Origin of the sequence: Mesorhizobium sp. M1406 (assembly GCF_040317555.1) — a bacterium.
Lineage (GTDB): Bacteria > Pseudomonadota > Alphaproteobacteria > Rhizobiales > Rhizobiaceae > Mesorhizobium.
The window spans coordinates 100,038-122,806 of record NZ_JAMYKW010000011.1 but is presented as its reverse complement, the minus strand read 5'-3'; the positions used below and the strand labels follow the sequence as shown (position 1 = coordinate 122,806).

General features: G+C 58.1%; 16 protein-coding genes and 1 pseudogene. 3 read left to right on the top strand and 14 right to left on the bottom strand.

The window, feature by feature from the left end:
- Positions 1-109: 109 nt before the first annotated feature.
- From NKH03_RS12705 to NKH03_RS12670, 8 genes are all read right to left on the bottom strand, one after another.
- Positions 110-2,131 (bottom strand): acyltransferase family protein, encoded by a 2,022-nt coding sequence (locus tag NKH03_RS12705; RefSeq protein ID WP_352968614.1) that lies wholly within the window; start codon positions 2,129-2,131, stop codon positions 110-112.
- Between the two features lie 240 nt (positions 2,132-2,371).
- On the bottom strand, positions 2,372-3,967 hold the full coding sequence (locus NKH03_RS12700; RefSeq protein WP_352968613.1) for a hypothetical protein: 1,596 nt from the start codon (positions 3,965-3,967) through the stop codon (positions 2,372-2,374).
- Positions 3,960-4,418 (bottom strand): GtrA family protein, encoded by a 459-nt coding sequence (locus NKH03_RS12695; protein WP_352968642.1) that lies wholly within the window; start codon positions 4,416-4,418, stop codon positions 3,960-3,962. Before NKH03_RS12695 ends, NKH03_RS12700 begins: the two co-directional genes overlap by 8 nt.
- Positions 4,378-5,346 carry a WxcM-like domain-containing protein gene (locus tag NKH03_RS12690; RefSeq protein WP_352968612.1) on the bottom strand — a complete coding sequence of 323 codons (969 nt, stop codon included), beginning with the start codon at positions 5,344-5,346 and terminating at the stop codon, positions 4,378-4,380. The genes NKH03_RS12695 and NKH03_RS12690 overlap by 41 nt, the downstream gene beginning before the upstream one ends.
- Before the next feature lie 81 nt (positions 5,347-5,427).
- Positions 5,428-8,244, bottom strand: coding sequence for a rhamnan synthesis F family protein (locus NKH03_RS12685; protein ID WP_352968611.1), 2,817 nt, complete (start codon positions 8,242-8,244; stop codon positions 5,428-5,430).
- Complete coding sequence (locus NKH03_RS12680) at positions 8,241-9,629, bottom strand: class I SAM-dependent methyltransferase (RefSeq protein WP_352968610.1); 1,389 nt, start codon at positions 9,627-9,629, stop codon at positions 8,241-8,243. Before NKH03_RS12680 ends, NKH03_RS12685 begins: the two co-directional genes overlap by 4 nt.
- Positions 9,630-9,648: 19 nt before the next feature.
- A complete protein-coding gene (locus NKH03_RS12675; RefSeq protein WP_352968609.1) occupies positions 9,649-10,668 on the bottom strand; it encodes an NAD-dependent epimerase/dehydratase family protein in 1,020 nt (339 codons plus the stop codon).
- A gap of 229 nt (positions 10,669-10,897) precedes the next feature.
- Positions 10,898-12,940: a hypothetical protein gene (locus NKH03_RS12670; protein WP_352968608.1), complete on the bottom strand. Its 2,043-nt coding sequence runs from the start codon at positions 12,938-12,940 to the stop codon at positions 10,898-10,900.
- 11 nt (positions 12,941-12,951) lie between these two features.
- On the opposite strand from NKH03_RS12670, the gene NKH03_RS12665 reads away from it, so the two are divergent.
- Complete coding sequence (locus NKH03_RS12665) at positions 12,952-13,482, top strand: hypothetical protein (protein WP_352968607.1); 531 nt, start codon at positions 12,952-12,954, stop codon at positions 13,480-13,482.
- Between the two features lie 345 nt (positions 13,483-13,827).
- On the opposite strand, the gene NKH03_RS12660 is transcribed toward NKH03_RS12665, so the two are convergent.
- Both NKH03_RS12660 and NKH03_RS12655 read right to left on the bottom strand, forming a co-directional pair.
- A complete protein-coding gene (locus tag NKH03_RS12660; protein WP_352968606.1) occupies positions 13,828-14,058 on the bottom strand; it encodes a hypothetical protein in 231 nt (76 codons plus the stop codon).
- 30 nt (positions 14,059-14,088) lie between these two features.
- Positions 14,089-14,532: a phytanoyl-CoA dioxygenase family protein gene (locus NKH03_RS12655; protein ID WP_352968605.1), complete on the bottom strand. Its 444-nt coding sequence runs from the start codon at positions 14,530-14,532 to the stop codon at positions 14,089-14,091.
- An 89-nt stretch (positions 14,533-14,621) separates the two neighbouring features.
- Here NKH03_RS12655 and NKH03_RS12650 point away from each other — a divergent pair, with 89 nt between their 5' ends.
- Positions 14,622-16,178, top strand: a complete 1,557-nt coding sequence (locus NKH03_RS12650; protein ID WP_352968604.1) for an ISL3 family transposase — start codon at positions 14,622-14,624, stop codon at positions 16,176-16,178.
- Between the two features lie 538 nt (positions 16,179-16,716).
- On the opposite strand, the pseudogene NKH03_RS12645 reads toward NKH03_RS12650, so the two are convergent.
- A pseudogene (locus NKH03_RS12645) lies at positions 16,717-17,015 on the bottom strand (glutathione S-transferase family protein); the annotation flags it as partial.
- Between the two features lie 48 nt (positions 17,016-17,063).
- Positions 17,064-17,822 carry an SDR family NAD(P)-dependent oxidoreductase gene (locus tag NKH03_RS12640; RefSeq protein ID WP_352968603.1) on the bottom strand — a complete coding sequence of 253 codons (759 nt, stop codon included), beginning with the start codon at positions 17,820-17,822 and terminating at the stop codon, positions 17,064-17,066.
- A gap of 168 nt (positions 17,823-17,990) precedes the next feature.
- Between NKH03_RS12640 and NKH03_RS12635 the strand changes: the two genes are divergently transcribed.
- Positions 17,991-18,854 (top strand): AraC family transcriptional regulator, encoded by an 864-nt coding sequence (locus NKH03_RS12635; RefSeq protein WP_352968602.1) that lies wholly within the window; start codon positions 17,991-17,993, stop codon positions 18,852-18,854.
- Positions 18,855-18,898: 44 nt separating this feature from the next.
- Here the strand turns inward: NKH03_RS12635 and NKH03_RS12630 are convergent, their stop codons facing one another.
- Both NKH03_RS12630 and NKH03_RS12625 read right to left on the bottom strand, forming a co-directional pair.
- On the bottom strand, positions 18,899-19,513 hold the full coding sequence (locus NKH03_RS12630; protein WP_352968601.1) for a TetR/AcrR family transcriptional regulator: 615 nt from the start codon (positions 19,511-19,513) through the stop codon (positions 18,899-18,901).
- A gap of 143 nt (positions 19,514-19,656) precedes the next feature.
- On the bottom strand, positions 19,657-22,767 hold the full coding sequence (locus tag NKH03_RS12625) for an efflux RND transporter permease subunit (RefSeq protein ID WP_352968600.1): 3,111 nt from the start codon (positions 22,765-22,767) through the stop codon (positions 19,657-19,659).
- Between the last annotated feature and the right edge of the window lie 2 nt (positions 22,768-22,769).

Sequence of the window (22,769 nt, the reverse complement as noted above, 5' to 3'; positions counted from 1 at the left end):
ATGCTATGGCTGGCCACTCGATCGCTGGCAGTTCTGCGAGGAAGCCGTCGACGGTAGGAACCTCGCGATCGCCGGCCGTCACTTTGTCAAGTTCGCCATAGGCAAGTTATCATTTCGATCCCATAACCCAGTCAAAAGTTTCTCGGTTCGCGTCAATGACGGCTCGAACTCCTGCGGGTAATAAATGATTGATATCCCGATATAAAATTGTTGTGTGGCGATAGGGACGACACCAGGTGTCATCACACATAGCAGGTACAGGATCAATGATCCTTACGTATGGGAATTGGGCTGCAACTGCATCCAGCAACTGCATTGCGCCGGTCCGTCGATCCTTTGACGCAGCTTGAGTAACCGAGCATAATTCGTCGACATCAAAACCATATCTCAATGCTCTAACGACACAATCCGGAGCGAAACGAGGCATCTCTGGGACAGGAGCAAACAGAGCGATCCTTTCGACCCCCAGGGAATGAAGTTTCTCTATAGTTTCCGTGAGCTTGCGCTGATAAAAATCGCGCTGCGCGGGAGCTGGCGCATCAGCGCCTACCTCAGCAAGGAACCTACCTTGTTCACCGGGTCCAGGTTCGCCCGACCATTTCCCATACATTGTCCAGAGGGAGATCAAAATTGCACTCTTGGCATGAACATCGGTCTCCAATTGTGCGAGACCGCGCGACTTTAGGTCGACGCAGTTCGCTTCCATCGTAGCGTCAAATCCGACTACTCGAATATCGAAAATCGATGGACAGTTAGGAAGCATTAGGCCGGCCATGGCGGGATTGTGATACGCGTCCTCAATAGCTCCATAACTTACGCCCGCGTGAGAGTCCCCAAACACGAGGATTGGTCTTTTCCCATCGAGATAGGTTAAGCAAGCAGTTGTGCTTTCGATGACACCTAAATTGCAAGCCATTCCATTCGACGGGTAGGGTTCGATACTGGCAAGCAAGGGTGACAAATTCACCACAATCTTCGGAGCCAAATAGACGAATCCCAGGCCGGCGATAGAGGCAATAATACAGGCAACTACCCCATTGATGGCTGGATACCAGCCAAGTCGGTATTTCCCCTTCTCTCGTCGCCACGTGAGAATCGGCCGCTCGATCCAGATGTGAGTGCAAATCGCGAGCACAAAGGACAAGACGCCGACCGCAGCCATCCATTTCGGGCTCGGGTTTCCGAAGTTGTAAATGCGAGCCAATGCAAGAGCAGGCCAGTGCCATAAATACCAAGCGTATGAGACAACACCAATGCCAACCATTGGTGGCGTCGCAAGCCACCAGGTCCCGATACCGCGTCGCAACGCGACGCCCGCACCAATTACCATCGCGGTGCCGACGGCGGGAAGCGTCGCCCAATAAGACGGGAAAGGTGTTTGTGAGTTGAAATAGAAAACGGCATAGGCAATCAGCACGAAACCGAGCACGCCGATCACTTCGATTGCGATCGCCGGCAACCTTTGAAGATACGGCACCGCCCCCAAAATCGCGCCCCCGACAACAAATTCCCATGCGCGGAACGGCATCAGATAGAAGGCGTAGTTCTTGGTGATGCCCGTACCTGTATAATAGATGCAGCCCGCGAGTGACGTGATCGCGACCACGACGCCGAGGCCGGGGATCGAGATTCTCAGTCGGCACGCCAACCAGAGTAGGAGAGGTGCGAAAAGATAGAATTGTTCTTCTACAGCAAGCGACCAGAGATGAAGAAGAATTTTCGATCCGGACTCCGTATCGAAATAACCTTGTTGGTTAAGAAATAATTGATTAGCAACCATTCCAGCAGAATGGAGAACCTCCTGTCCGAACTCTTCAAATTCGCTTGGAAGTACCAGGACATGGAGGGCTACAATTGCGCTGGTTAAGACAACGAGAAGATAGGGGGGTAATATCCGAAGCGCCCGTCGCGACCAAAAATCAGAAAAAGAAAACGAACCATCCTTCAATCCGTACAAAATCTGATTTATGATGAGGAAACCTGAGATGACAAAAAATATGTCTACGCCGACGTACCCGCCTGATACATATGGAACGTTCAAATGGTAAAATATGACGCTTGTTACAGCAATGGCCCGAAGTCCATCCACAAAACGGAAATACGAGCTTCCGTTAAGATCATTTGAAATCAAGTCTAAACCTCATTGCCTTGCCGACAGCTGGGCATGTTCTCTAGTCCTACGCTTAGGCATTTTCATTGAGTGTCAATGACAATTCCGCGTTGACGAGGTAGATGGATATCCGGTGATGATTTTCATGGTAGGAAGAACCGATAGTCCAAGTGTATCGATGTCCATGTTGCGCGCGCCACACATCTACTCGCTGTTGAACGGGTCATACTCGCCTAGCTCGCTTAGATAAGTTGGGTTCGATTATCGCACGCCAATCCTCTTGAAGATCAAGATACCCCCACCGAAAGCGGCATCGGTTATCAGCGCTGGACCGGAAAATAACCCGCTCTGCTTAACGGCATCGACAAAGCGTTGCCGAAACGCGGCACTCGCGGTGGGTAGGTTTGGAATGACGTCGGTGAAATCAGGCGTATAGGCGACAACTATATCCGCCTTCTGAATTTCTCGCTCATGCTCATCAAAATCTGCGCTCAAGTGCGGAACGCTCCAGCGAGGAAGGGGAAGTCCCTTCTGGCGGTATTGGAATTCTAGCGTCAAGAAATTCGAGTAGTTTGAAGATGTCGAAAACAGGATAGTTCTATTATCGACATTGTCTCCAATAATTTCTGTCATTTCATCGACCAATGCATGTCGAGTATTTGCTTGCGCTGTAGTGACGTATGAGTGTGATATTGTGAATTCCCACTCAAACTGCCAGAGCGAAACCGCAAGAACCAAAGCGCAGAACGCCGTCGAATAGATGCGCGGCAAGCTTCGCGCAATTATAGTGGCCGCCAGCGCGGTGGACACCAGTAGTGCAGCCGCGAACGGAAATCCGTGTGGGCCCTTGAAGGTCGGAACTGTGACTGCGACATAAGCGATGAGCACAAGCGCAACAACCAGCAGTGCTCTTCGCAGTGCCGTTATATCGGATCTGATCCAGAGCGCTATGAAGGCGAGGAGGGCGACAATCGGCGCGCCGTAAACCCACCAGCCAATCGATATTTTTCCGTAATATCCGGTCAGGTAGAAATTGAGGGTTTCGACAAGGGGAAGGGGATGAACATATATATCCGCCTGGCTCCCAAAAACTACATCAAATATATACGACACAACACTATCGAGGGAGAAGGCATAGTAGGGCAAGCTTACCGTTATCGCCAAGCCGAACACGACCATAGCGGCATAAAGAATCTTTTTGTATTCTCTGTTGAAGGTGGCTGGAAGAGATGCCAGCAGCACCGCGACGCTATAAAGCGCGAGCGTGAGCGGAAATATCGTCGGCTTTCCCCATAGCGACAAGCCGCAAAAGAGGCCGCCGATTATTTGCGCTCGACGGTTCGCCACCCAGTCCGTTCGCGTGACGATGTAGACCGTGCCGACGGCGACAAGCAGCGCCGCAAACATGTCAGGACGAAACCATATCAGCGCCATGCCGATATACGGGGCGCACCAAAGAGCCGAAAGAAGCAGCGTGGACTGCGCTACCGTCAGGTCTCGCGCAACTGTAAGAAAAAAACGTGAGAAAAATAAAAGTATGACCGCGTTCGTTACCGCCCCTATCCAATCGTGAACGCCGAAAAGCGCAAGTCCAGCGAAGGCTGCGCCGGTCGAAATCGGAGCGTGAGGCGGGCCGGCGAGATAGGTATTGAGAAGGCCGGTGAAGCCTTGAGCATCGAAGATCGAAAGATAGGACACACCTTGGTTGAGGTAGGAGACATCATCGAAGGTCGGTGGGAGAGCCAGCCTGCCATGCTGCAACGACTGCCGGATCATCAGCGCGCTGAAGACCGCCGTCACTATCGCGGCTTGTAGCCATAGCGATCCCGAACTTCGCTGAACGCTCCTGTCAGTCATTGTCCATTCCCTCATGTATCTTGGCGGCCAGCGCTTGTGCAGCAGCGGATCGCAAAATCAGATATTGCAGTGGAATCGTCGTAATGATTACGACAGCCATGGCAAAAAACGCTGGCAGCAGGAGAAAATTTATCAGTATATTCAGTGCTGCAAGGCCATAGAAATATTGGAGAAGGTATGAAGCAATCACAGCTGCTGCCATTCGTTTGCTGTGTCCCGATCTAAAAACAAAAAATATGTTCAAGAGATACGCGATGATAATCCCGATAGAATAAGATAGCGTGTAAGCGATTGATGGAGAGGATATCTGAATTAGCATTAGAAATATTACGTATGTAATACTGGTATTCAGTGCGCCAGACGCAAGAAACCGGATAATTTCCCATACGCTCTGTTGAGATCTTTTTCGATCAGTCTGCGTTTGCACTGGCGGATAGCTTTTGAAATTCATCATATGTGCGGATATAATCGTTCTGATCATAGAAATTAGAAGCAAACACCAACAATACTGAATCTTTGGAGTATTTATACTGAGTTCCCCAAATCATCTCAGGCATGTAGACGCCAATTCCAGGGCTGTCCAGTACTAATTCCCGGCGGGATTTGCCATCATCAAGCAGTACGCCTACAGACCCCTTTAGGCAGATCAGGAATTGCTTGCATTTTTTATGGGCGTGTTCGCCCCTGACTTCGCGAGAAGGGACGTCGAACACCACGAAATATCGTTGGGGAATGAAAGGAATGTTACGCTCGAACTCGCCGGCGGTAAGGCTGCCGCGCATGTCGGCCACCACTTTAAGGTCATGCAAGGTTGCGCCGCCAACGCCCAGATCCTGCACACCGCCCTCAACGGCACCCTGAGGCTGAGTCAACAAGACGGGCTTGGACATTTGTGCGCCGCCGATCTGGACGTAGCCTTTTATTCGGGCCGGGTTGCCGGCCACGATCGCGTTCGGGGGAACACTTCGTGTAACGACTGCCCCGGCGCCGATCATCGCGCCAGGTCCGATCTCGATGCCGGGCAGAATGGTGGCATTGGCGCCTATGGAGGCGCCTTTGCGAACAATCGTCCTGTGAAAGGCTTCAGGATAGACCTTACTGCGTGGAAACCGATCGTTGGTAAACGTTGCGTTGGGACCGACGAACACGTCGTCTTCCAGTGAGACGCCATCCCACAGCTGAACGCCGCACTTGACGGTGACATTATCGCCCACAACGACGTCGTTCTCAACGAAAACTCCGTCGCAGATATTGCATCCTTCGCCAATCTTCGCGCCCGGCAGGATATGGGCAAACGCCCAAATGCGCGTGCCATTGCCAATCGCCGCACTCTCGCAGAGTGCTTTTTCATGCACGAAAACGTTGTCCATCTCGATCATTCCGCAGATCCCCTAATCACGTTCTGAGGATTGGAAAGCACGCGGGGCGGTAAGCTCTTTCGGCTGTCAGCCCAATTCCTGTTACCAGTTCGTGCCAGGCACGCGCAAACCAGCGGTATCGAATCCGGTCTTGCGCGCAACAAAAGGCAACAAGCGCTCGATCGCATGGAGGACGGTGCCGTCATAAGGAACGGGCTCCGATGGGTAATCATTCCAATCGAGACCCAGTTCGAGTAGCGGAAGCAACATCTTTGGCCGGCACCAGAACATGGTACCAAGCGGGAAATCGAAAAAGTCCCCCAGGGGCGTGGCGATGCCCATCCGTCTCGCCAGATCTTCAGCGATTTCCCTGTTGTTGCTCCAACCAACGAGGTGTGGATCTTCCGCCATCAAAAGACCGATCGCCGGTTTTGACGCGAAGACTGCGGCAGCCAGGTCGAGCATCGCGTGTTCGCCACCAACCAAATTCTCCCAAAGGAAATGGCGCCATGCCTCGCCCATAGCCACGTCCGTGCCCACGCTCCTCTTGGCGTGCACGTGGCCGATCAGATCGTAGCGACCATCAAGCAGCTGCGGCAAGAATTCAGTAACAAGCGGTCCGACATCGCGCCCCCTGTTGGGGACGATTGCAACTTCAACGGAACCGTGGTGGTTGCCAAACGCGGCTCGAAGATGCCTGGCTTTGGCGTCGGTGTCCGTGGACAGGAACAGATCGCAGCGAGTGCGGTTGCGCTTGAGCCGGAAAGCCAGATCACCAGCCAGATCTTCATAGTAGAAATGGGCATGAAGGGCCACGCGCTGCATACCTTCCGAGGGCCGGGGAATGCCGTTGACAGGATTGAAAACGTCCCGGGACCAGGGGCCGGCGGGGCGCCCGGCGCGGAGCCAATGGGCCAAGGGATGGGCTTTTTCCGGGCCGCACTCGTCTGGATTCGCTTCTGCATAGCTTTGCGGATTGAAGCCTGCACAAGGACGACGGAACTGTGGGTTGACTGTCGAATCGCCTGAAAGGCCCATGATGCTCCATTGCAGGAGCGTTCGCCGCTCGGCTTCCAACTCGGCAACGGATGCCAGACCTGAAGGAAGAACCATATCTGGATCGACAGCAGCAGCCATCGTCAGCGTGGCAAGATCCTCGTCATGAAGTGCTGCCGCAGCTGTTTTGCCCCACTCGTCGATTTGTTGAACATAGGTAGTCATGTTGTAGGCAGCATGCCCTACCCGCGCCACTTCGGCTCCCAGGGCCTTTGCCTTTTCGCGGTTGTCTGCCAGTCCGCACAGGATGACGGCTGCGGCATGAACATCGAGGTGAGGTGCGATGAGAGGGCGTGTTGCATCGTCGGCCCCCAGGATTTCCGCCGTCCCACAGGCTCCCTGGAAACACACGGTCGGTATCCCACGCATAACCGTATCGATAGCCACGTTTGGCTGCGGATCGAGGCGGGAACTGAGAAAGAAGGCATCTGCAGCGGCGTATGCGGGCTCCAGATCCGAGACCGCATCAAGCATGATCAAGCTATCTCCCAGATCCGACTGGGCTATCTGATAGGCGAGATACGCGGAATAGCCAGCGTCATGCTCCGGAGCGTACCCGGCACCGATCCAGACAAATCGAAAGCGAACGTTCGGTCGCAGCCGTTTCGCTGCGGTAGCCACGCTTACAAAAAGATCAACGCCTTTGCGAATATGCACCGTGCCGGCGCCAAGCACCAGAAAGGAGGCCTCCTCCCCTTCGGGCCGCAAACGAAGGAGCAACTCGTCACTTTTTTTGTCAGTCGGGTCATGGGCCGAAGGCCCCGGCGGCGAATCGCTGCGCCCCTGCGGCATGATATGAATTCCAGGGCGCTTTTCGAGGCCAGGAAAGGCATCGTACGAAGACTGCGCAACGATATCGGCTGGGAAAACGATATGGTTCGCCCAGTCATAAACGTTGCGCATCTTGGTTATAGGGCGCGTGTAGACGGCAAACTCATGCACCAAAGCAACGCTCGGCACCCCACAAGACGCCAGGGCAGGCACCATGATCTGCGTCTCTATGCTGTTGGCGATGGCATAAAGTGGCCTGAATTCCTCCGCGATCCGCTTGGCTAGCCGGCTTGCGTCCGCCGGGTGCCAGTCCTCCCATGTCAACGGACCAACGGACGAGGCGGCAACGGCGGTGAAGTCCTTTTCCAGTTCTCCACCGCGCATCATCAGGGAAACCACCCTTGCACTCTTCGTTAGCTCCCGGGCAAGGTTCCAGCCCAACATCGGCGCGCCCGTTCTCGAAACCTCATGTGAAATCAGAAGCACGACTGGTTTTTCGGACTGCGGCAAGGGCGGAAACTCTAATCTGTCAACGACAGACACCGCTCGTCGACCTTCGCGCCTGCCATTGCGCTCATAGTGCAGCAAAGGCGAAAACCCGGCGCTCGCTATGTCTGGATAGCGTTCCCGATAATAAGCCGCATCAAACAAAGCCGATGCGCGCCAGCCCAGCGGCTCGCCGACTAATACATAGTGTAAGGCAGGGTCCATCCCGACAGGCAAACGGCGAGCGTAAAATTCAGCATCGAAGGTAGGCGACAGCCGCAAGTCGGATGCAACCTGCTCGGCTTCGCGCCTGTTCGCGGGCAGCGCCCCCCCCAACAGAGCCGAGAGTTCTAGCCAGACATACGCAGGCGGCCTGAACATCCCTGCCGTCTCGTAGAAAGGGCGCAAGAAATCGCCGTTGAATCGCGCATTAGGCTCCAATCCAATCCGCCAGCCAATTTCGGCATAGTGCCCCACCGGATCCCGCAGTTCCGGCCGGTTAAGGGAGGAACGATAATAGTCGGCATCTACGAACCCCGTCATTTCCAGCATTGCGATGAATTCATGGCGAATTTCATCAGCTATAACGCTATCGCGACTATTCATTGTGTGCGTCCCGGCCCAAGAATACGATTACGGACAAAGGCGCGGAGCGGGCGAGGAAAAAGCCGCGACGCGCCAACTATCCCAAAGCGTTTCAGAATGACGATGAGGCGGCCGCGCAGGCCAAAGTAGCGTTGCTCCCATTCGGCAGCCCTGCTTTCCAATTCCGCAACCCGGGCTTCCCATTCAGCATTTTGCTGTCGTAGACGCGATCCAGCGAGGAGGTTGGCGTGGCCCCGGAAAGACGTTCTCAACACGTCTCGCTGCACGGCTGTCACGGCCAGTTCGGAGCGCACTTGCATCAACTCGGACCGTAGCCGCTCGAGTTCAGCCGAGGATGCGGACGCTGAAGCTTGAATTTCGGTTGCCGCCGCATCAAAGGTCCCGGTGGGGTGCTGCTGGTCCTTGGCGATTTCGGCGGCGCTGCGCAGCCCCTCGACACTGCTCCCCGACTGGGCCAAGGCCAAAGAGGCTTCTGCTTTTTCGGCCCGTTCGACTTGTGCCTTGATGGTTTCACCAGCCGTTTCAATCTCGCTGCGAAGACCGGAAGCTAGCAATTCCGTCTGCCCCATGTAGCTGCGAAGCTCCGCCTGGGCGGCTGCGCCACTCTCTGCTCGCGCCAGAATTTCGCCGATCTCGCTTGTTTCGATGAACAACGAATTAGGAACGCTGGGAAGTTCCGATTCGGACGCAATCGCAATATTGTAGGGCGGCCGAGGCAAGCCGTGACTGACCTCGTAATGCTTCTCTCCTCGTCGCTCGAACGTTAGCGTTCTCGATATTCCAGCCTCGTCATCTGCGATAAGCGTTGATCCGAGCAGCGGTCTCTGAAGGAGTATCAAGACATTGCGAAACGTCCCCTTCAGCAGGGCCTCGAACTCGACACGCGAGAGTTCGTGCACATGATAGGGATTGGCAGGGCTTCCGACCGGAGAATAAACATCTCGTTCAGGAGATGAAAGGATGAGAAAACCGGCTGGCCGCAAAACGCGCCTAACCTCGGCGATAAACAGATCATGTTCAAGGAAATGCTCAAGCGTTTCGAACGATACGACCACGTCGACACTCGCATCTTCCAAAGGCAGCTTGCGAGCGTCTCCTTGCTGGTAGCGAAGGTTGGAAGCGACGTAGCCCCTCTGGGCGTGCGCCACCGCGTCCTCGGACAACTCGATACCGACAACCGATCGCGCGACTTGGGCCAGAAGAGCGGAGCCGTAGCCCTCACCTGAGGCCACATCGACAACATCAAGGCCGCGGCAAAGAGCCCGGGCAAGAAAATAGCGGTGAAGGTGCTCGACCTCCACCTGACCCGCTGTAGCGGTTGTCAACCGTTCGCCGGTCCACTCCAGTGCTTGTTGCGGCAGGACCCGTTCGAATATCTCTCCCATTGATTTTCTTTTCCCTGGTCTAATGTGCCGCGCCACTTACCGCTGACCTGTCACGATGCGTTGCGCTACCTCCAAGATCCGCGAGTGTCTGGCTCAAGCCTTCGGAAAAGGAGAGAGTGGGTCGCCACCCCAGCGTCTCCCGAATGAGCGAGATGTCGAGCACGCTCACTGGAACATCAAATTTCCGACCGCGCTCATAGCGAACGTCCAATCTAAGTGAGAGTTTTGATTCAAGTTCGGCGATGATCCCGTTGAGGCTGACCCCCTCCCCGCTCCCGATGTTGAATACCTGATGGCCGTCGAGCGGCGCCGCGCATGCCAGCGCAACAAGGCCTGCGGCGGCATCGGAGATGTGAATGAAATCACGTATGACCTCGCCATCGCCCCAGACGATTATTGGCTGATGCGACAATGCGTGATGCAGGAACGTCGTCACCGCACCGAGGCCTTTTGCCAAATTCTGCCCTGCTCCAAAAGGATTGGCCAGACGCGCCACACGACAGTCGAGCCCGTAGAGGGCTCGATAGGTGCCCAGATACAGTTCAACCGCAGCTTTGCCGGCCCCGTAGGCGGTTATTGGGTTTAGGCGGTGATCTTCATGCACCGGAACGCGCAGCAGTTTGCCGTAAACCGTGCCGCCGGACGACGCGAAGATCAGCCGCGGCGCCTGGGCGCCTTTTTTTCGAAGCGCATCCAGCAAAGCCAGCGTTGGCGCCACATTGGTCGATAGATCAAGGGTGGGGTCGTTGTTGGCGCTGGCAGGAACGGACGACCATGCATAATGGTGGATGACCGTGACTCCTTCGATCAGGCTATCCCATTGCGCGTTGGCAAGATCGAAACTACGCCATGCGATTCGCTCGTCAAGCGCAGGCGCAAATGTCGGCTTCGAAAGAGAGCGCCCGGCCAGGACAACTTCATGCCCGCGTTGCACCAGGAGTGCAGCAACATGTCGGCCAATGAAGCCGCTTCCACCAAGAATCAGATGGCGTTCGACGACGTTGGGCTTTTCTACCTGAGATGACATGCGGATGTGCACTGCCGCTCCGAGTACCGTTGACTGCGATTGCGCGAACCAGAATAGTGAACCGCAATTTTTGACGGGCAGAAGTTGTAGCCCTGCCCAAGCAGGGCCGTACCCCGACTTCGCCAGCACGTCAAAGCATATTGGTGAAGGATAGACATTATCAGAGCCGTCGCGCGTTCTACCACGGCGCGTCACGGCTTGCTGTCTCGAAAAAGACCGTGAAGGCCTGTTTTCCGGCGCGCTACTTTTCAAACCGGAACAGCAGCCACTCGCCGGCCTTCAGGTCCGCTTTGGCCCCGGTCGGGTCCCATTGCGGCGGGCGACTGCTGTTTACCAGATACCATCGTATCCCGGCTTGTTCCAATAGTGAGGCGGCCTTGTCGTAGCTGCTTGCCTCCTCGACGGACTTGAGGAGAAGCAGCCGCTGCTGAACCGTTTTCGCGAAGCTGTCCGATCTTAGCGAGTATACTTTCACTCGACTTACGAAGGCCGGCATGCCCGTCAGAGCAGTGACCACGGTTGCTTGATCCGCGAGCGTGACTTCCGGGTCAGGCCTGTCGAAGGTAAGAACATCACCAGCGCCTGCGTGAATACGAAGGTGCTCGGCGAGAGAAAAAAGCGCGGGGTCGACCCGGGTATTGAAAAAGTCCACCGCCCATGCAAATCGCGGCGTCGACATTTGTTGGCCAAAGAGCATGGGAACGGCAATAGCGATGACCGCCGCCAAGCAGGAAACGAGATTTGCAAAGGTCCTGTTCGGGGGAAATAACTGTCTCCAAAAATCGACGACAGCGAGGACGGCCCAGGGCACGATCATCGCATAGACGAGCACAAAGCCACGATGTTTCAGTTCGGTGATGTCGCCAGTCCAGGGAGTAGGTGCCAGAACTGTGACTGCGACAAGCGACAGCACGAACAGGCCTGGAATGAAATCCGTCAGCTTTCCCTCACGACCGACGAGCTTCTGCGCGACATACGCGGCATAGATGAGCAACGGCGCGCCCAAAGCGCTGAGTAGCAGCACAGCGATGCCAAAGATGGCGGCAAGGACGACACTGTGGGCCGTCAGCTGCGTGTAAACGACGTCCGTCCGCACCATCGCGTCCTGACGCTGGATGATGTCGAGGTATGAAAGCAGATTCAAGCGATAGCCAAGCGCTTTCCTCAGTGGGACAGCCAGGATGAAGGTTACGAGAAGGATAAGCGCAAGGGCGATAGTTGCGAGCTTGACGAGTTGCGTCTGCAACGAAGCGCCGCCTGATCGAGCGAAAGTGACCGCCGCCCACACCGGGGCGAAGAGCATCGCGCAATGGACGCGGAAAAGAATCGTACAAAGCCCCAGGATCGCACTGCCCACGAGCAGGAGTTTTCGGGGCTGCGATGCCCACCGCAGGAGCAGGACCGTGGCTGCGGACACGATTCCGATCCCGTAACCCGATCCTGGTACGGTTACCAGGAGCCAGTGAAAGCCGAAAAAACCATTCCCGAGCCAGTAGAACGACGGATCAGGAACAGCGGTAACAGCCGCAACGCTGGCTATGGCAAGCGCTCCGCCGCGTAGTGCCATTCCGACCGCAGCGACGCCAAGCGTCAGCATGAGGAAGGAAATCCCCAGCCAGCTTGAAACCGCCACCTGCAGCGGAATGGCGTTTGAAAGGTTGGCGAAGGTCGCAGGCAGGACATAACTGCCGAAGTGATAGAATCCGGGGGCGACATCAACCACGGAGGCGAGCCCGCGCCCGAATGCGGCATAGGGCCCGAGCCTGGCGATCTCCCCGGCGTGAATGAGATAGTCCGTCCATGCCGGAAAACGGCCTGTTGCCAACAGGACGTCGACGGCTCGGCTGGTTGGCAGCGCCCATGCGTAGGAACTGGCGCAACACAGCAGCAGGAGGCCCAGTTCCTCGAGGCGGGTCACGCACAGGCCCGTGCGTGCAAGGCCGGGAAGGACACAGACGGTAACGGCGAGACTCCACGCGGTCATAACGCTCCCGGCGGTGAAGCCTGTCCAGGTGATTGGCAGCAGCAGCGCCAGGCTGGTGGCTGCGATCCCGATGACGGTCTCAAGCAAAAGGGCGCCCGGAAGATCCCTTGCCCGAAGGAGACCAAGCGCCAAAGAACCTGACCAGATCGTGGCGGTGCACCACCACCACAAGGTGAGCCATTCGGGGAGACCGCGGACCCCGCTCCGATCGAGTGCGCCGGCCGTGGCAGCCATCGCCAACCCGGAAAGGACCCGCGTGACAAGCGTTGCCGGCTCCTGATCTGATTTTGCTGCGCGCATTGGTTGCTCTGTTGATCGTCGATGTGTCGACGCGCTACCTGTCACGCCGACGGCTGTCGGACAAGACCACAATCGGAGTCGGCGCATTGCGTCCAATGCCGGATATGCCCGGCAAGCTTTGCCTGCCGTACATCATGGCTGAACAAATTTGCCTTTGCATATTCATCTTTTGCACTGGCTTATTGTTGATTAGACGGGGCGCATATAAGCCGATTTCAATACTTGCGCACGCGCGATTGTTGCGCGATTGTCTGGTGAAATCTGGGAGGCAAATCATGCGCGCGATACTCGGAATTCTTGGTGTTCCACAGATTGGCGGAGGCATCTTGATCTACTTGTTCGCCAAGTCCGAAATCCGTGAGATCCTGGGCTCGGTCTCGTTCGGTATGGGCGTCATGGCGGTCGGCCTGTCGGGCGTGATTGCTTTGCTCGAAAAGCAGTTGGCGATTTCGACGAGCCAAGGAAGCCTAAAGCGTGATCAGGTTAGCGACCTGCCGCCGATTCGACATCCTTCTTATTTTGGTTTTGAGCGCGATGGCTAGGCTCTACCGTCTGGTGTCCACCGCACTGGTCCTGTGCCCCCTTGACGGCGTCGACGATGCCGAGGGGGTGTGCCCATCTGCTGGATTCGGCACTGCCTCATGCCGCTTGCGGATTGCATGACTGTGAGTTGGTGAAGCTTTCCGATCTCGAGCTGCGCATCATGCCTGGATGAATGGATACGTCCCGGGAAGGACGGGCTGATTGTCATCCGGTGGACGCGTTCTTCCTATCGGCTTCTTCTCGCCGTAGGCCTCCGCCGACGTCCAGCGAGCTAATCAGTAGTGGCAGACGCAGGGCTGTGGTGTCCGCCTGCCTCACTCGCGCAGCAGTTCGCTTTGCAGCATCTACTTCTTCGCTCGCGCGCCGAACCACGAGTCCACCGAGCGATGTTCGTCCAAACCAAACCCGAGAATCTGCTTCTGATCCGCGCTTAGTCCCGCAAAATCGGATAAGACTGACGGAAGATGGAGCTGCTGCCGCAACATTGGAATCGTGAAGACGTGGTTCACACCGCGCCGGTTCCTGTCGGTGTGGTTGGTCGATCCGGCGTGGTAGAGCATGCAGTCCAGAATCATGAATGTCCCCCGCGGCACGGTTACCTGAACCTAACGCCGCCGCACCGTCTCGTCCGAGGGAAAAGCCTCGTGATGATGGCTGGCGGGTACGACCCGGGTGGCACCATTTTCGGTTGTGAAATCATCAAGCGCGAACAGGGCATTTATTGCAAGTGGCCTTGAACTGACGAAGTGCTGATATGGAAGGTCGCGATGGAAGGACGCCTGTCCATATCTGCTCTTGTTGGCGCGATTGATAAGCCCGTTGATCTGATTGATGATGTAGTAACCACCGAGCATCCTTGAGAGCAACTGCGCCAGTCGTTCATTGAAAGCTATGGTCATGAACGCCGGAGCGTATTTGGGAAGGACGCGGATCGTGTCCCGCTCGCCGATCGTCGAAAGGTCGTACCCGGCGGTTGCAGCTTGTTCGGCGTATGTCACTTCAGCCACGTCAAAGTCATTGGACAGCGCGTCCAGTTGCTCGCCCGCCAACTGTCAAACGGCTTCCAAAACTGGCTCTGACTCACATTTGATGATTTTCGCTGCTGGCGTTGTGCTGTTTTCTGAGGGGAATCAGCACCATGGTGAGAAATTTGCGTTTGTCGTCGTTGATCCCGGCGGGATTAGCCGTCGAGGCCATCGCCGAGAGCGAAGGAGTGATTGCCGTTACCGCCCGCTCAGGGGCGCCAGCGGGACCTTGCCCTCTTTGCCGCAGAGTGTCGCACCGGATCCATAGCCGCTATCTTCGACGAGTTTCGGATCTTCCCTGTGCCGGGATGAAGGTAGAGCTTCACCTCGTCGCCCGCCGCTTTATCTGCGATGCGCCATTGTGCCGTCGACGAATCTTCGCTGAACGCTTTGACGACTGCGTTGTCGCCGAGCGATCCCGCCGGACCTCGCGATTGGAGTGTATCGTTCATCATCTTGGGCTGGCGCTCGGCGGCCGGCCGGCGGCCAGTTTTGCGAAGCGGCTGATGGTCCCGGTCAGTAATGACACGCTGCTGCGGGTGGTGCGGCGACGGGCCTGTTTGCAAACAGATCCTCTCAAAATTGTCGGCATTGATGATTGGGCCTTCCGTCGCGGCCATCGTTACGGCACGATCGTCTGTGATCTGGAGCGGCGGCGGATAGTGACGCTGTTGCCTGATCGTGAGGTTGCCACCGTCGAGGCCTGGCTCGCCGACCATCCTCAGATCGAAACCGTCTCGCGCGACCGCGGCGGCGGTTACGGTGAAGCGACCGCGAAGGCGTTGCCCGAAGCGGTTCAGGTCGCCGACCGCTGGCATCTCATGGAGAATGCGAGTGCGGCTTTCCTCGACGCCGTCCGCAAGTCGATGCGGACAATCCGAATTGCGATCGGCGCTACGACGATTAATCCCGATCTGCTCACCTACGCGGAGAAGCGGCAATACGAAGGCTATCTGCGGCGTGAGGAGACAAATGCGGCAATCATGAAACTTGCCAGCGAAGACATCCCCATCAAGGAGATCGTGCGTCGCACCGGCCACAGCCGTAAGCTGGTCCGTCAAGTGGTCCGTGGCCAGCGGACCGATATCTTCCGCGCCCGCCAGAGTTCACTCGAAGCCTGGCTGCCCTTCCTGGACGGGCAATGGAAATCTGGTTGCCACAATGCAAGCGAGCTTTGGCGACGGCTGAAGACAAAGGGCTTTCGGGGACGTCTGGGTGTCGTCAGCGAATGGGCAAGGCGACGACGACGCGCCGAACAGGCATCCGATCAGCAACTCCACAAGGTGCCATCAGCCAGAACGATCGCACGGTTAATGACGACGGCGCGCGATCATCTGAACAAAACCGACACAGTGATGATCGCCGTCATCGAGGCGGGTGTGCCCATGCTGGTGGAAGCACGCAATCTGATCGCTGGTTTCCATTCCATGATCCGCAAGAAAGTCGCCGATGAGCTCGAGCCGTGGATCGCCGACGCCAGCAAAAGCCTCATTGCGTCTTTCGCCAATGGCATCATTCGCGACCGCGCTGCCGTCCGCGCCGCGATCACCGAGCCATGGTCCAACGGGCAGACGGAAGGACAGATCACCAAGCTCAAGCTTGTAAAACGGCAGATGTACGGCCGCGGAAAGCTTGACCTTCTCCAAGCACGTTTGATCGGTGCTGCCTGAAAGAAAATATCATCGAGAGTGCGTCAGACCCAATTTTGCACGCCGATTCACACTATTGTGCCGACAACGCTCCACCAGCCCAATCAAACAGACCCGCATACGACCGCTAAATCCACACCGTCGGAATTCGTTCGTGGGACCTTCTGGGCAATGCCGACGATGTTGGTTCCAAGCCGCGCCAACTCTGGACTCAAATTCCGACCATGAAAGCCACCGCCAAGCACGCAAACTAACAGGAGGCTCGGAACTGACGTCACGACACGGGAGGGACGCGCTAAAGAGTCGATGTCTGGTCAAATTTCTCCCAAAATCGAATCTGATATCCGAATTTCTCCCATAAGCGCATGCAATTCCGGCGGGGGCGCGACCCAAAAAGTTCGAAGAGCTTCCAAGAACCCCAGCCAAACTGGATGCCCTGTGGATAATTTCATCTTGGTGGCATCGCTCGACGCAGCAGCCGGCAATACTGTTTCCACAGCGCGCGCGTGCCGACAGCATCGCGTCCATCAGTTCGGTCGACAGCAGATCGTCCGCCACCGAGGGTCGCCGTGCCGAACTCGATCCAGCCCCGATGCCGGGCACGGGACAGCGCATCGACCGAATACAGCGTTGCGCCGACCATGCTTTCGAAGAGGACGGCGTCCGGCCCATCCGCCTGGCCTACTTTGAGCAATGGCACCTTGCCGGTCGGCGAAAGCGCCAGAAACCAGTCGGGCTTGGCCGCAAGATCGACGTCGATCTTGTCGACCGACACGCCTTTTCAAGAAGGACAATCGCCGCCCGTTGAACGAACGGGCAAAGCGGGTGGCTGATGAGCGTGAGGCTGGTGTCGGGCATGATGGTCTCTCGAAGTGCCGGCAAGGAACGGGCGATGTTGCGCTGGCGCTACAGCAACTGCCCGCCCGAAATGTCGAAGGTCGTGCCGTTCGCCCAACCCATATCCTCCGACAGGATAGCGGCGACCGCGCTGCCGATGTCGTCCGGCAGGCCGACGCGGCCCAGTGCGATGCCCTGCGCCACATAGGCGTTGACATCCTCATTGTCGCGCACCGCACCACCGCCGAAGTCGGTGGCGATGGCGCCGGGCGCGATCGCATTGACCCGGATTCGGCGCGCGCCAAGCTCCACCGCCATAAATCGGGTCAGCACCTCGACCGCAGCCTTCATCGCCGCATAAAGGCTGTAGCCTGGCAGCGTGAAGCGCACGAAGCCGGACGAGACGTTCAGGATGCGCCCGCCGTCCTCGATCAGCGGCAGCAGCTTCTGGGTCAGGAAGACGGGGCCGCGCAGATGCGTGCTGACCAGCGATTCGAATTGCTCTTCGGTCGCCTCGGCGAAGTTGGCGAAAAGACCGTTTCCGGCATTGTTGACCAGGAAGTCGAAGCGTTCGCGACCGAAATCAGTCTTCAGGGTTTCGGCCACCTTCCCGGCAAATGTCGGGAAACTCGTCGTATCGGTGACGTCGAGCGCCAGCATGGCGGCCGTGCCGCCCAGCGCCTCGATCTCCTGGCGCAGCGCGTCGGCTTCCGCCGCGCGGCTGCGGTAGGTGCCGACGATGTGGACACCGTGTCTGGCGAGATGCAGCGCCATGTTGCGGCCGAGGCCGCGGCTGGCGCCGGTGATAAGTGCGATTTGCTTGGTCATGGTCTGCCCTCATTGGATGGTCACGGTGCGAAGCGGCGCCGCCAAGGCACCCTCCCGATGTCCCAAAGGTAGGCGACGCCGGCTCGACGAACCGGCCCGATACGCTCAACATCTTGCCCGATTGTCTCAATCGCTTGCCTGGCGGACTGACGATGGTATGGTCTGACGATGACAGACCATCTCAAGCCGCATCTCGACATCGCGCTGCGCCACGCGCCATCAGGGATAACCATCACGCCGATCCCGCGGCTGGAGATCAACGTGGGACAGGCGACCACCGGCAAGGCACCATGCCTGTACCGCTCGATGATCTGCTTCATCCTGCAGGGTTCGAAGCACGTAGCGATCAACGACGATCTTTTAAGCTACGATCCCGCGCACTACCTCATCAGCGCCCTCGATCTGCCGCTGATCGGCCAGATACTGGATGCCGATGACGGCCAACCCTATGTCGCGGTGTCGCTGGTCCTGGACCCTGCCATTCTGGCCGATGTTGCGTCGACCATGCCGCAGGTGCGCGACATTGATCCCCAAGGGATCGGCATAGCGATCAATCCGATGACGGCGCCGCTGCGCGACACCTTGCTGCGCCTGCTGTCGTTGCTCGACACCCCGGCCGATATTCCCGTTCTTGCTCCCATGGCGGAACGTGAATTGCTCTATCGTCTCCTGCAAGGTCCGCAGGGTCGCCTGTTGCGTCAGATCGCGCGGCCCGAGGGTGCGCTGGGCCGTATCCGGCGAGCGGTGGGATGGATAAGGGACAATCAGAATACTCGTTTGCGCATAGAGGCGCTATGCGATGCAAGCGGCATGAGCCGCGCCAGCCTGCATCGCCATTTTCTGGCAATGACCGGTCTCAGCCCGCTCCAGTATCAGAAACAGCTTCGGTTGCAGGAAGCGCGGCAGTTGTTGCTCGCTGGCGACCATAGCGCATCCGATGTGGCCTTCGCGGTCGGCTACGAGAGCGCCTCGCAATTCAGCCGCGAATATCTCCGGCAGTTCGGCGCACCGCCGGCGCGCGACGTTCGTTAGATCAGGCAGGCGATCGGGGAGCCGGCGTTGGCCTAGCCGGCATGTTAGGCCGACTTGCCAAGAGCTTTCAGGCAAAATCCAATCTGCGCGCGCAAGCCCATTTCAGTATCCTCGCCATGTTCGAGGCAGCGCTCGATCAGAATCGGATGGAGGAACGGCGTGCACGCGGTGTGGACGGCACGCGCCGCCGCAGCGGAATCATCGATGTTGAATTCGCCCGATTCGATGCCCTCGCGGATGACGATCCCTAAAGTCGTTACCATGTCCTCGATATACGCCTTGATGATCGCCCAGTTCTCCTGCATGGCGGCGACAATCAGGTCGTGCATGCGCTTTTCCTTGACCAGCGTCATCTTCTTGTGGTGGTGAACGGCGGTCAGTAGCTGGCCGAGTTTCTCCCCGGCTGGCGCGTTCGTGCGTGCGATTGCGAGGGCGATGTCAGCTACCTCGTTCAAAGCTTGGCCGCAGATGGATTCTTTGATTGCGTCCCTCGAGGGGAAGAAACGGTAGACGTTCGCCGTGCTCATGCCGAGTTCGGAGGCGATATCGGCAACCGAAGTCTTATGGTAGCCGATGCGGCGAAAGTGCTCCTCCGCCACCTCCAGAATGCGCCGGCGCGCCTCGTCGGGATCAATTCGCGTTCGAACCGGGCGATTCATTGACGTCTCCAGAGCTGATAAATCCACCCTTCGAGGCTCGCTTGGACGTTCATCGGTAGACGGTAAGATCGTGCAGCTGGCTTGCAAATCTCAGGCAAAACCAGCGGGCGAGAACTTGAACCATCTTTTCCGACAACAGCGCCCTATTCGGCCGCCATCGCTGTTTGCAATTCCGGTTCTTCGGTCGACGCTTCATGGGCCTCATCCGCGGTCGGCTTGATCCGGAACCACGCGGCATAAAGAGCGGGAAGGAAGAGCAGGATCAGCACCGTGCCGGCCGCCGTGCCGCCGATCAGTGTGTATGCCATCGATCCCCAGAACACGGAGTGCGTGAGGGGGATGAAAGCCAGCACGGCGGCGAGAGCGGTCAGGATGACGGGCCTCGTGCGTTGCACGGTGGCCTCAATGACGGCGTGATAGTCGTCAAGACCGGCAGCACGGTTCTCCTTGATCTGTTCCGTCAGGATCAGCGTATTGCGCATCAGGATGCCGGCCAGTCCTATGAGGCCCAGAATGGCGTTGAACCCGAAAGGCTGGTTGAAGGTGAGCAACATCGGCACGACGCCGACGAGGCCAAGCGGTGCCGTCAGCACGACCATGAACATCGTCGAGAAGGATCGTACCTGCAGCATGATGACGATCAGCATGGCGGCGATCATGGCCGGGAAGATCTTGCCCAAAGCAGTGTTGGCCTTGGTCGCCTCCTCGATTGATCCACCCATTTCGATGCGATAGCCGGCCGGAAGGGAAGCGATCAGCGGCTGCAGGGCCGTCATGATCTGCTTGGAGACCTCTGGAGGCTGCGTTGCCTCATTGATATCCGAGCGGATCGTGATGACCGGCAGACGATCGCGGCGCTTCAGGATCGGCTCTTCCAGGCGGACCTCCGAATGACCGATCTGGTCGAGGGGAATCTGGCGGCCGTCCCGGCTCATCAGCGAGAAATCCGCCAGACGCGACGGATCCAGCCGCTCAGCCCCAGCGCTGCGCGCCACGATCGGGACATTGCGAATGTCCTCGCGGACCTGTGTGACGGGAATGCCGGTGAGCAGGAACTGGAGCTGCTGGGCCACCTCCGCCGGCGACAGCCCGATGAGGTTCAGTCGATCCTGGTCAGGGATGAAGCGCAGTACGGGCGTGCGGTTGCCCCAGTCGCGATTGGCCTGCCGCACGTCCGCGACGCCTCGCATCGCATCAAGTGCTCTTTCGGAGATGGCATATAGTTGCGCGGGATCAGGTCCCATGACCCGGAACTCGACAGGGAACGGCGTGTAGGGTCCGAACACAAGCTGCGTGACGCGGACATTGGCCTCGGGCGCGAGCCCCTGCGATACCGCCTCCCGGAGCCGGTGCTTCAGCGCCTCGCGTGCCTCCGCGTCCGGTGTCAGCACGACGATCTTGGCAAAGGCAGGATCAGGCAGTTCCGGTGCCATGGCAAAGAAGAAGCGCGGAGCGCCCTGACCGACGTAGCTCGTCACGATCCTGGCTTCGGGCTGGTTGCCAAGCCAGTGCTCCAGCTTCTCCACTGTGGCGGTCGTCGTCTCGATGCTGGTGCCTTCCGGCAGACGAACCTCGACCAGCACTTCGGGGCGGTCGGATGTCGGGAAGAACTGCTGTTTCAGGCTGCCCATACCGACAACCGAAAGCGCGAAAACGATGGCGACGACACCGCAGGTCACGAACTTGTGGCGCACGGCAAAGATGATGAGCCGCCGCAGGCGCCGATAGTTCGGTGTGTCGTATATGGCGTGAACACCGCCTTCGATCGGCTGGATCGCGGGCAGCATCTTGACGCCAAGGTAGGGCGTGAAGACCACCGCGACGATCCAGGAGACAATGAGGGCAAACCCCACGACCCAGAAGATGTTGCCGGCGTACTCGCCGGCCGTCGAGCGTGCGAAGCCCACGGGCAGGAACCCAGCGATCGTCACCAGCGTTCCCGACAGCATCGGCGCCGCGGTATGGCTCCAGGCATAGGCCGCCGCCTTGATGCGATCCATGCCCTCTTCCATCTTCACCACCATCACCTCGATGGCGATGATGGCGTCGTCCACGAGAAGGCCGAGCGCCAGGATGAGGGCGCCGAGCGTGATGCGATCGAAGAACCGGCCGGTCTCCAGCATGATGAGGAACACGGCGGCAAGCGTCAGCGGGACGGCGGCCGCCACGACGATGCCGACGCGCCAGCCCATGCTGAGCAGGCTGATCAGCAGCACGACGCCGAGCGCCATCGCGAACTTCAACATGAATTCGTCGACCGCCGAGGTGATGTTGACGGCCTGGTCGGACACCTTGTCGAGCGTTATCCCAAGCGGCAATGTCCGTGCGATGGCCGCCGTCCTGTCCTCCAGCGCCTTGCCGAGCGCGCGACCGTCCCAACCCTCCTGCATAACGGCCGCGAGCATGATGGTGGGCTCGCCCTGGCGTCGGATGAGATAGGTGGGAGGGTCCTCGTAGCCGCGGCGGACCTCGGCAACGTCGGAAAGCTTCAGCGTCCGCCCCCCGGCAACGATCGGCGTGTCGGCGATAGCCTGGACACCGTCATAGGCGCCGTTGAGCCTGATGAAGACCTGCGGCCCCTGAGTATCGATCGAGCCCGCCGGCGTGACGGTGTTCTGCCTTTGCAAGGCCGCAACGATATCTTGCGCGGACACGCCGAGGGTTGCCAGCTTGGCATAGGAGAACTCGACGAATATCTGCTCCGGACGTTCGCCGAGTATGTTGATCTTCTTGACGCCGGGCACGTGCAGAAGATCCTGGCGAATGGTCTCAGCCTGCCTGGCCAGCTCACGCATCGGCATGCCTTTGGCCTTCAGCGCATAAAGGGCGAAACTCACATCCGAATATTCGTCGTTGACGAAGGGACCGTAGACGCCGGGCGGCAGGTTGCGGGCTTCATCCCCGAGCTTCTTGCGGGCCTGGTAAAATTCTTCCTGCACGGCGGATGGCGGCGTGCTGTCCTTCAGCGTGACCGTCATATAGGCGTATCCCGGCCGCGTGGTCGTCTCGACCCGATCGTACCAGGTGAGCTCCTGAAGCCGCTTCTCCAACGGCTCGGCGACAAGGTCCTGCATCTCGCGAGCCGTCGCGCCCGGCCATGCCGTTGTGACCGTCAGGGTCTTGATGGTGAAGTTGGGATCCTCCGCCCGCCCGAGCATGAGGAAGGCGTAGGCGCCGGCAGCCACCAGCAAGAGGATGAAGAACAGGGTGACGGCGCGTTCGCGAACGGCGATCGCGGAAAGATTGAGGTTCATCG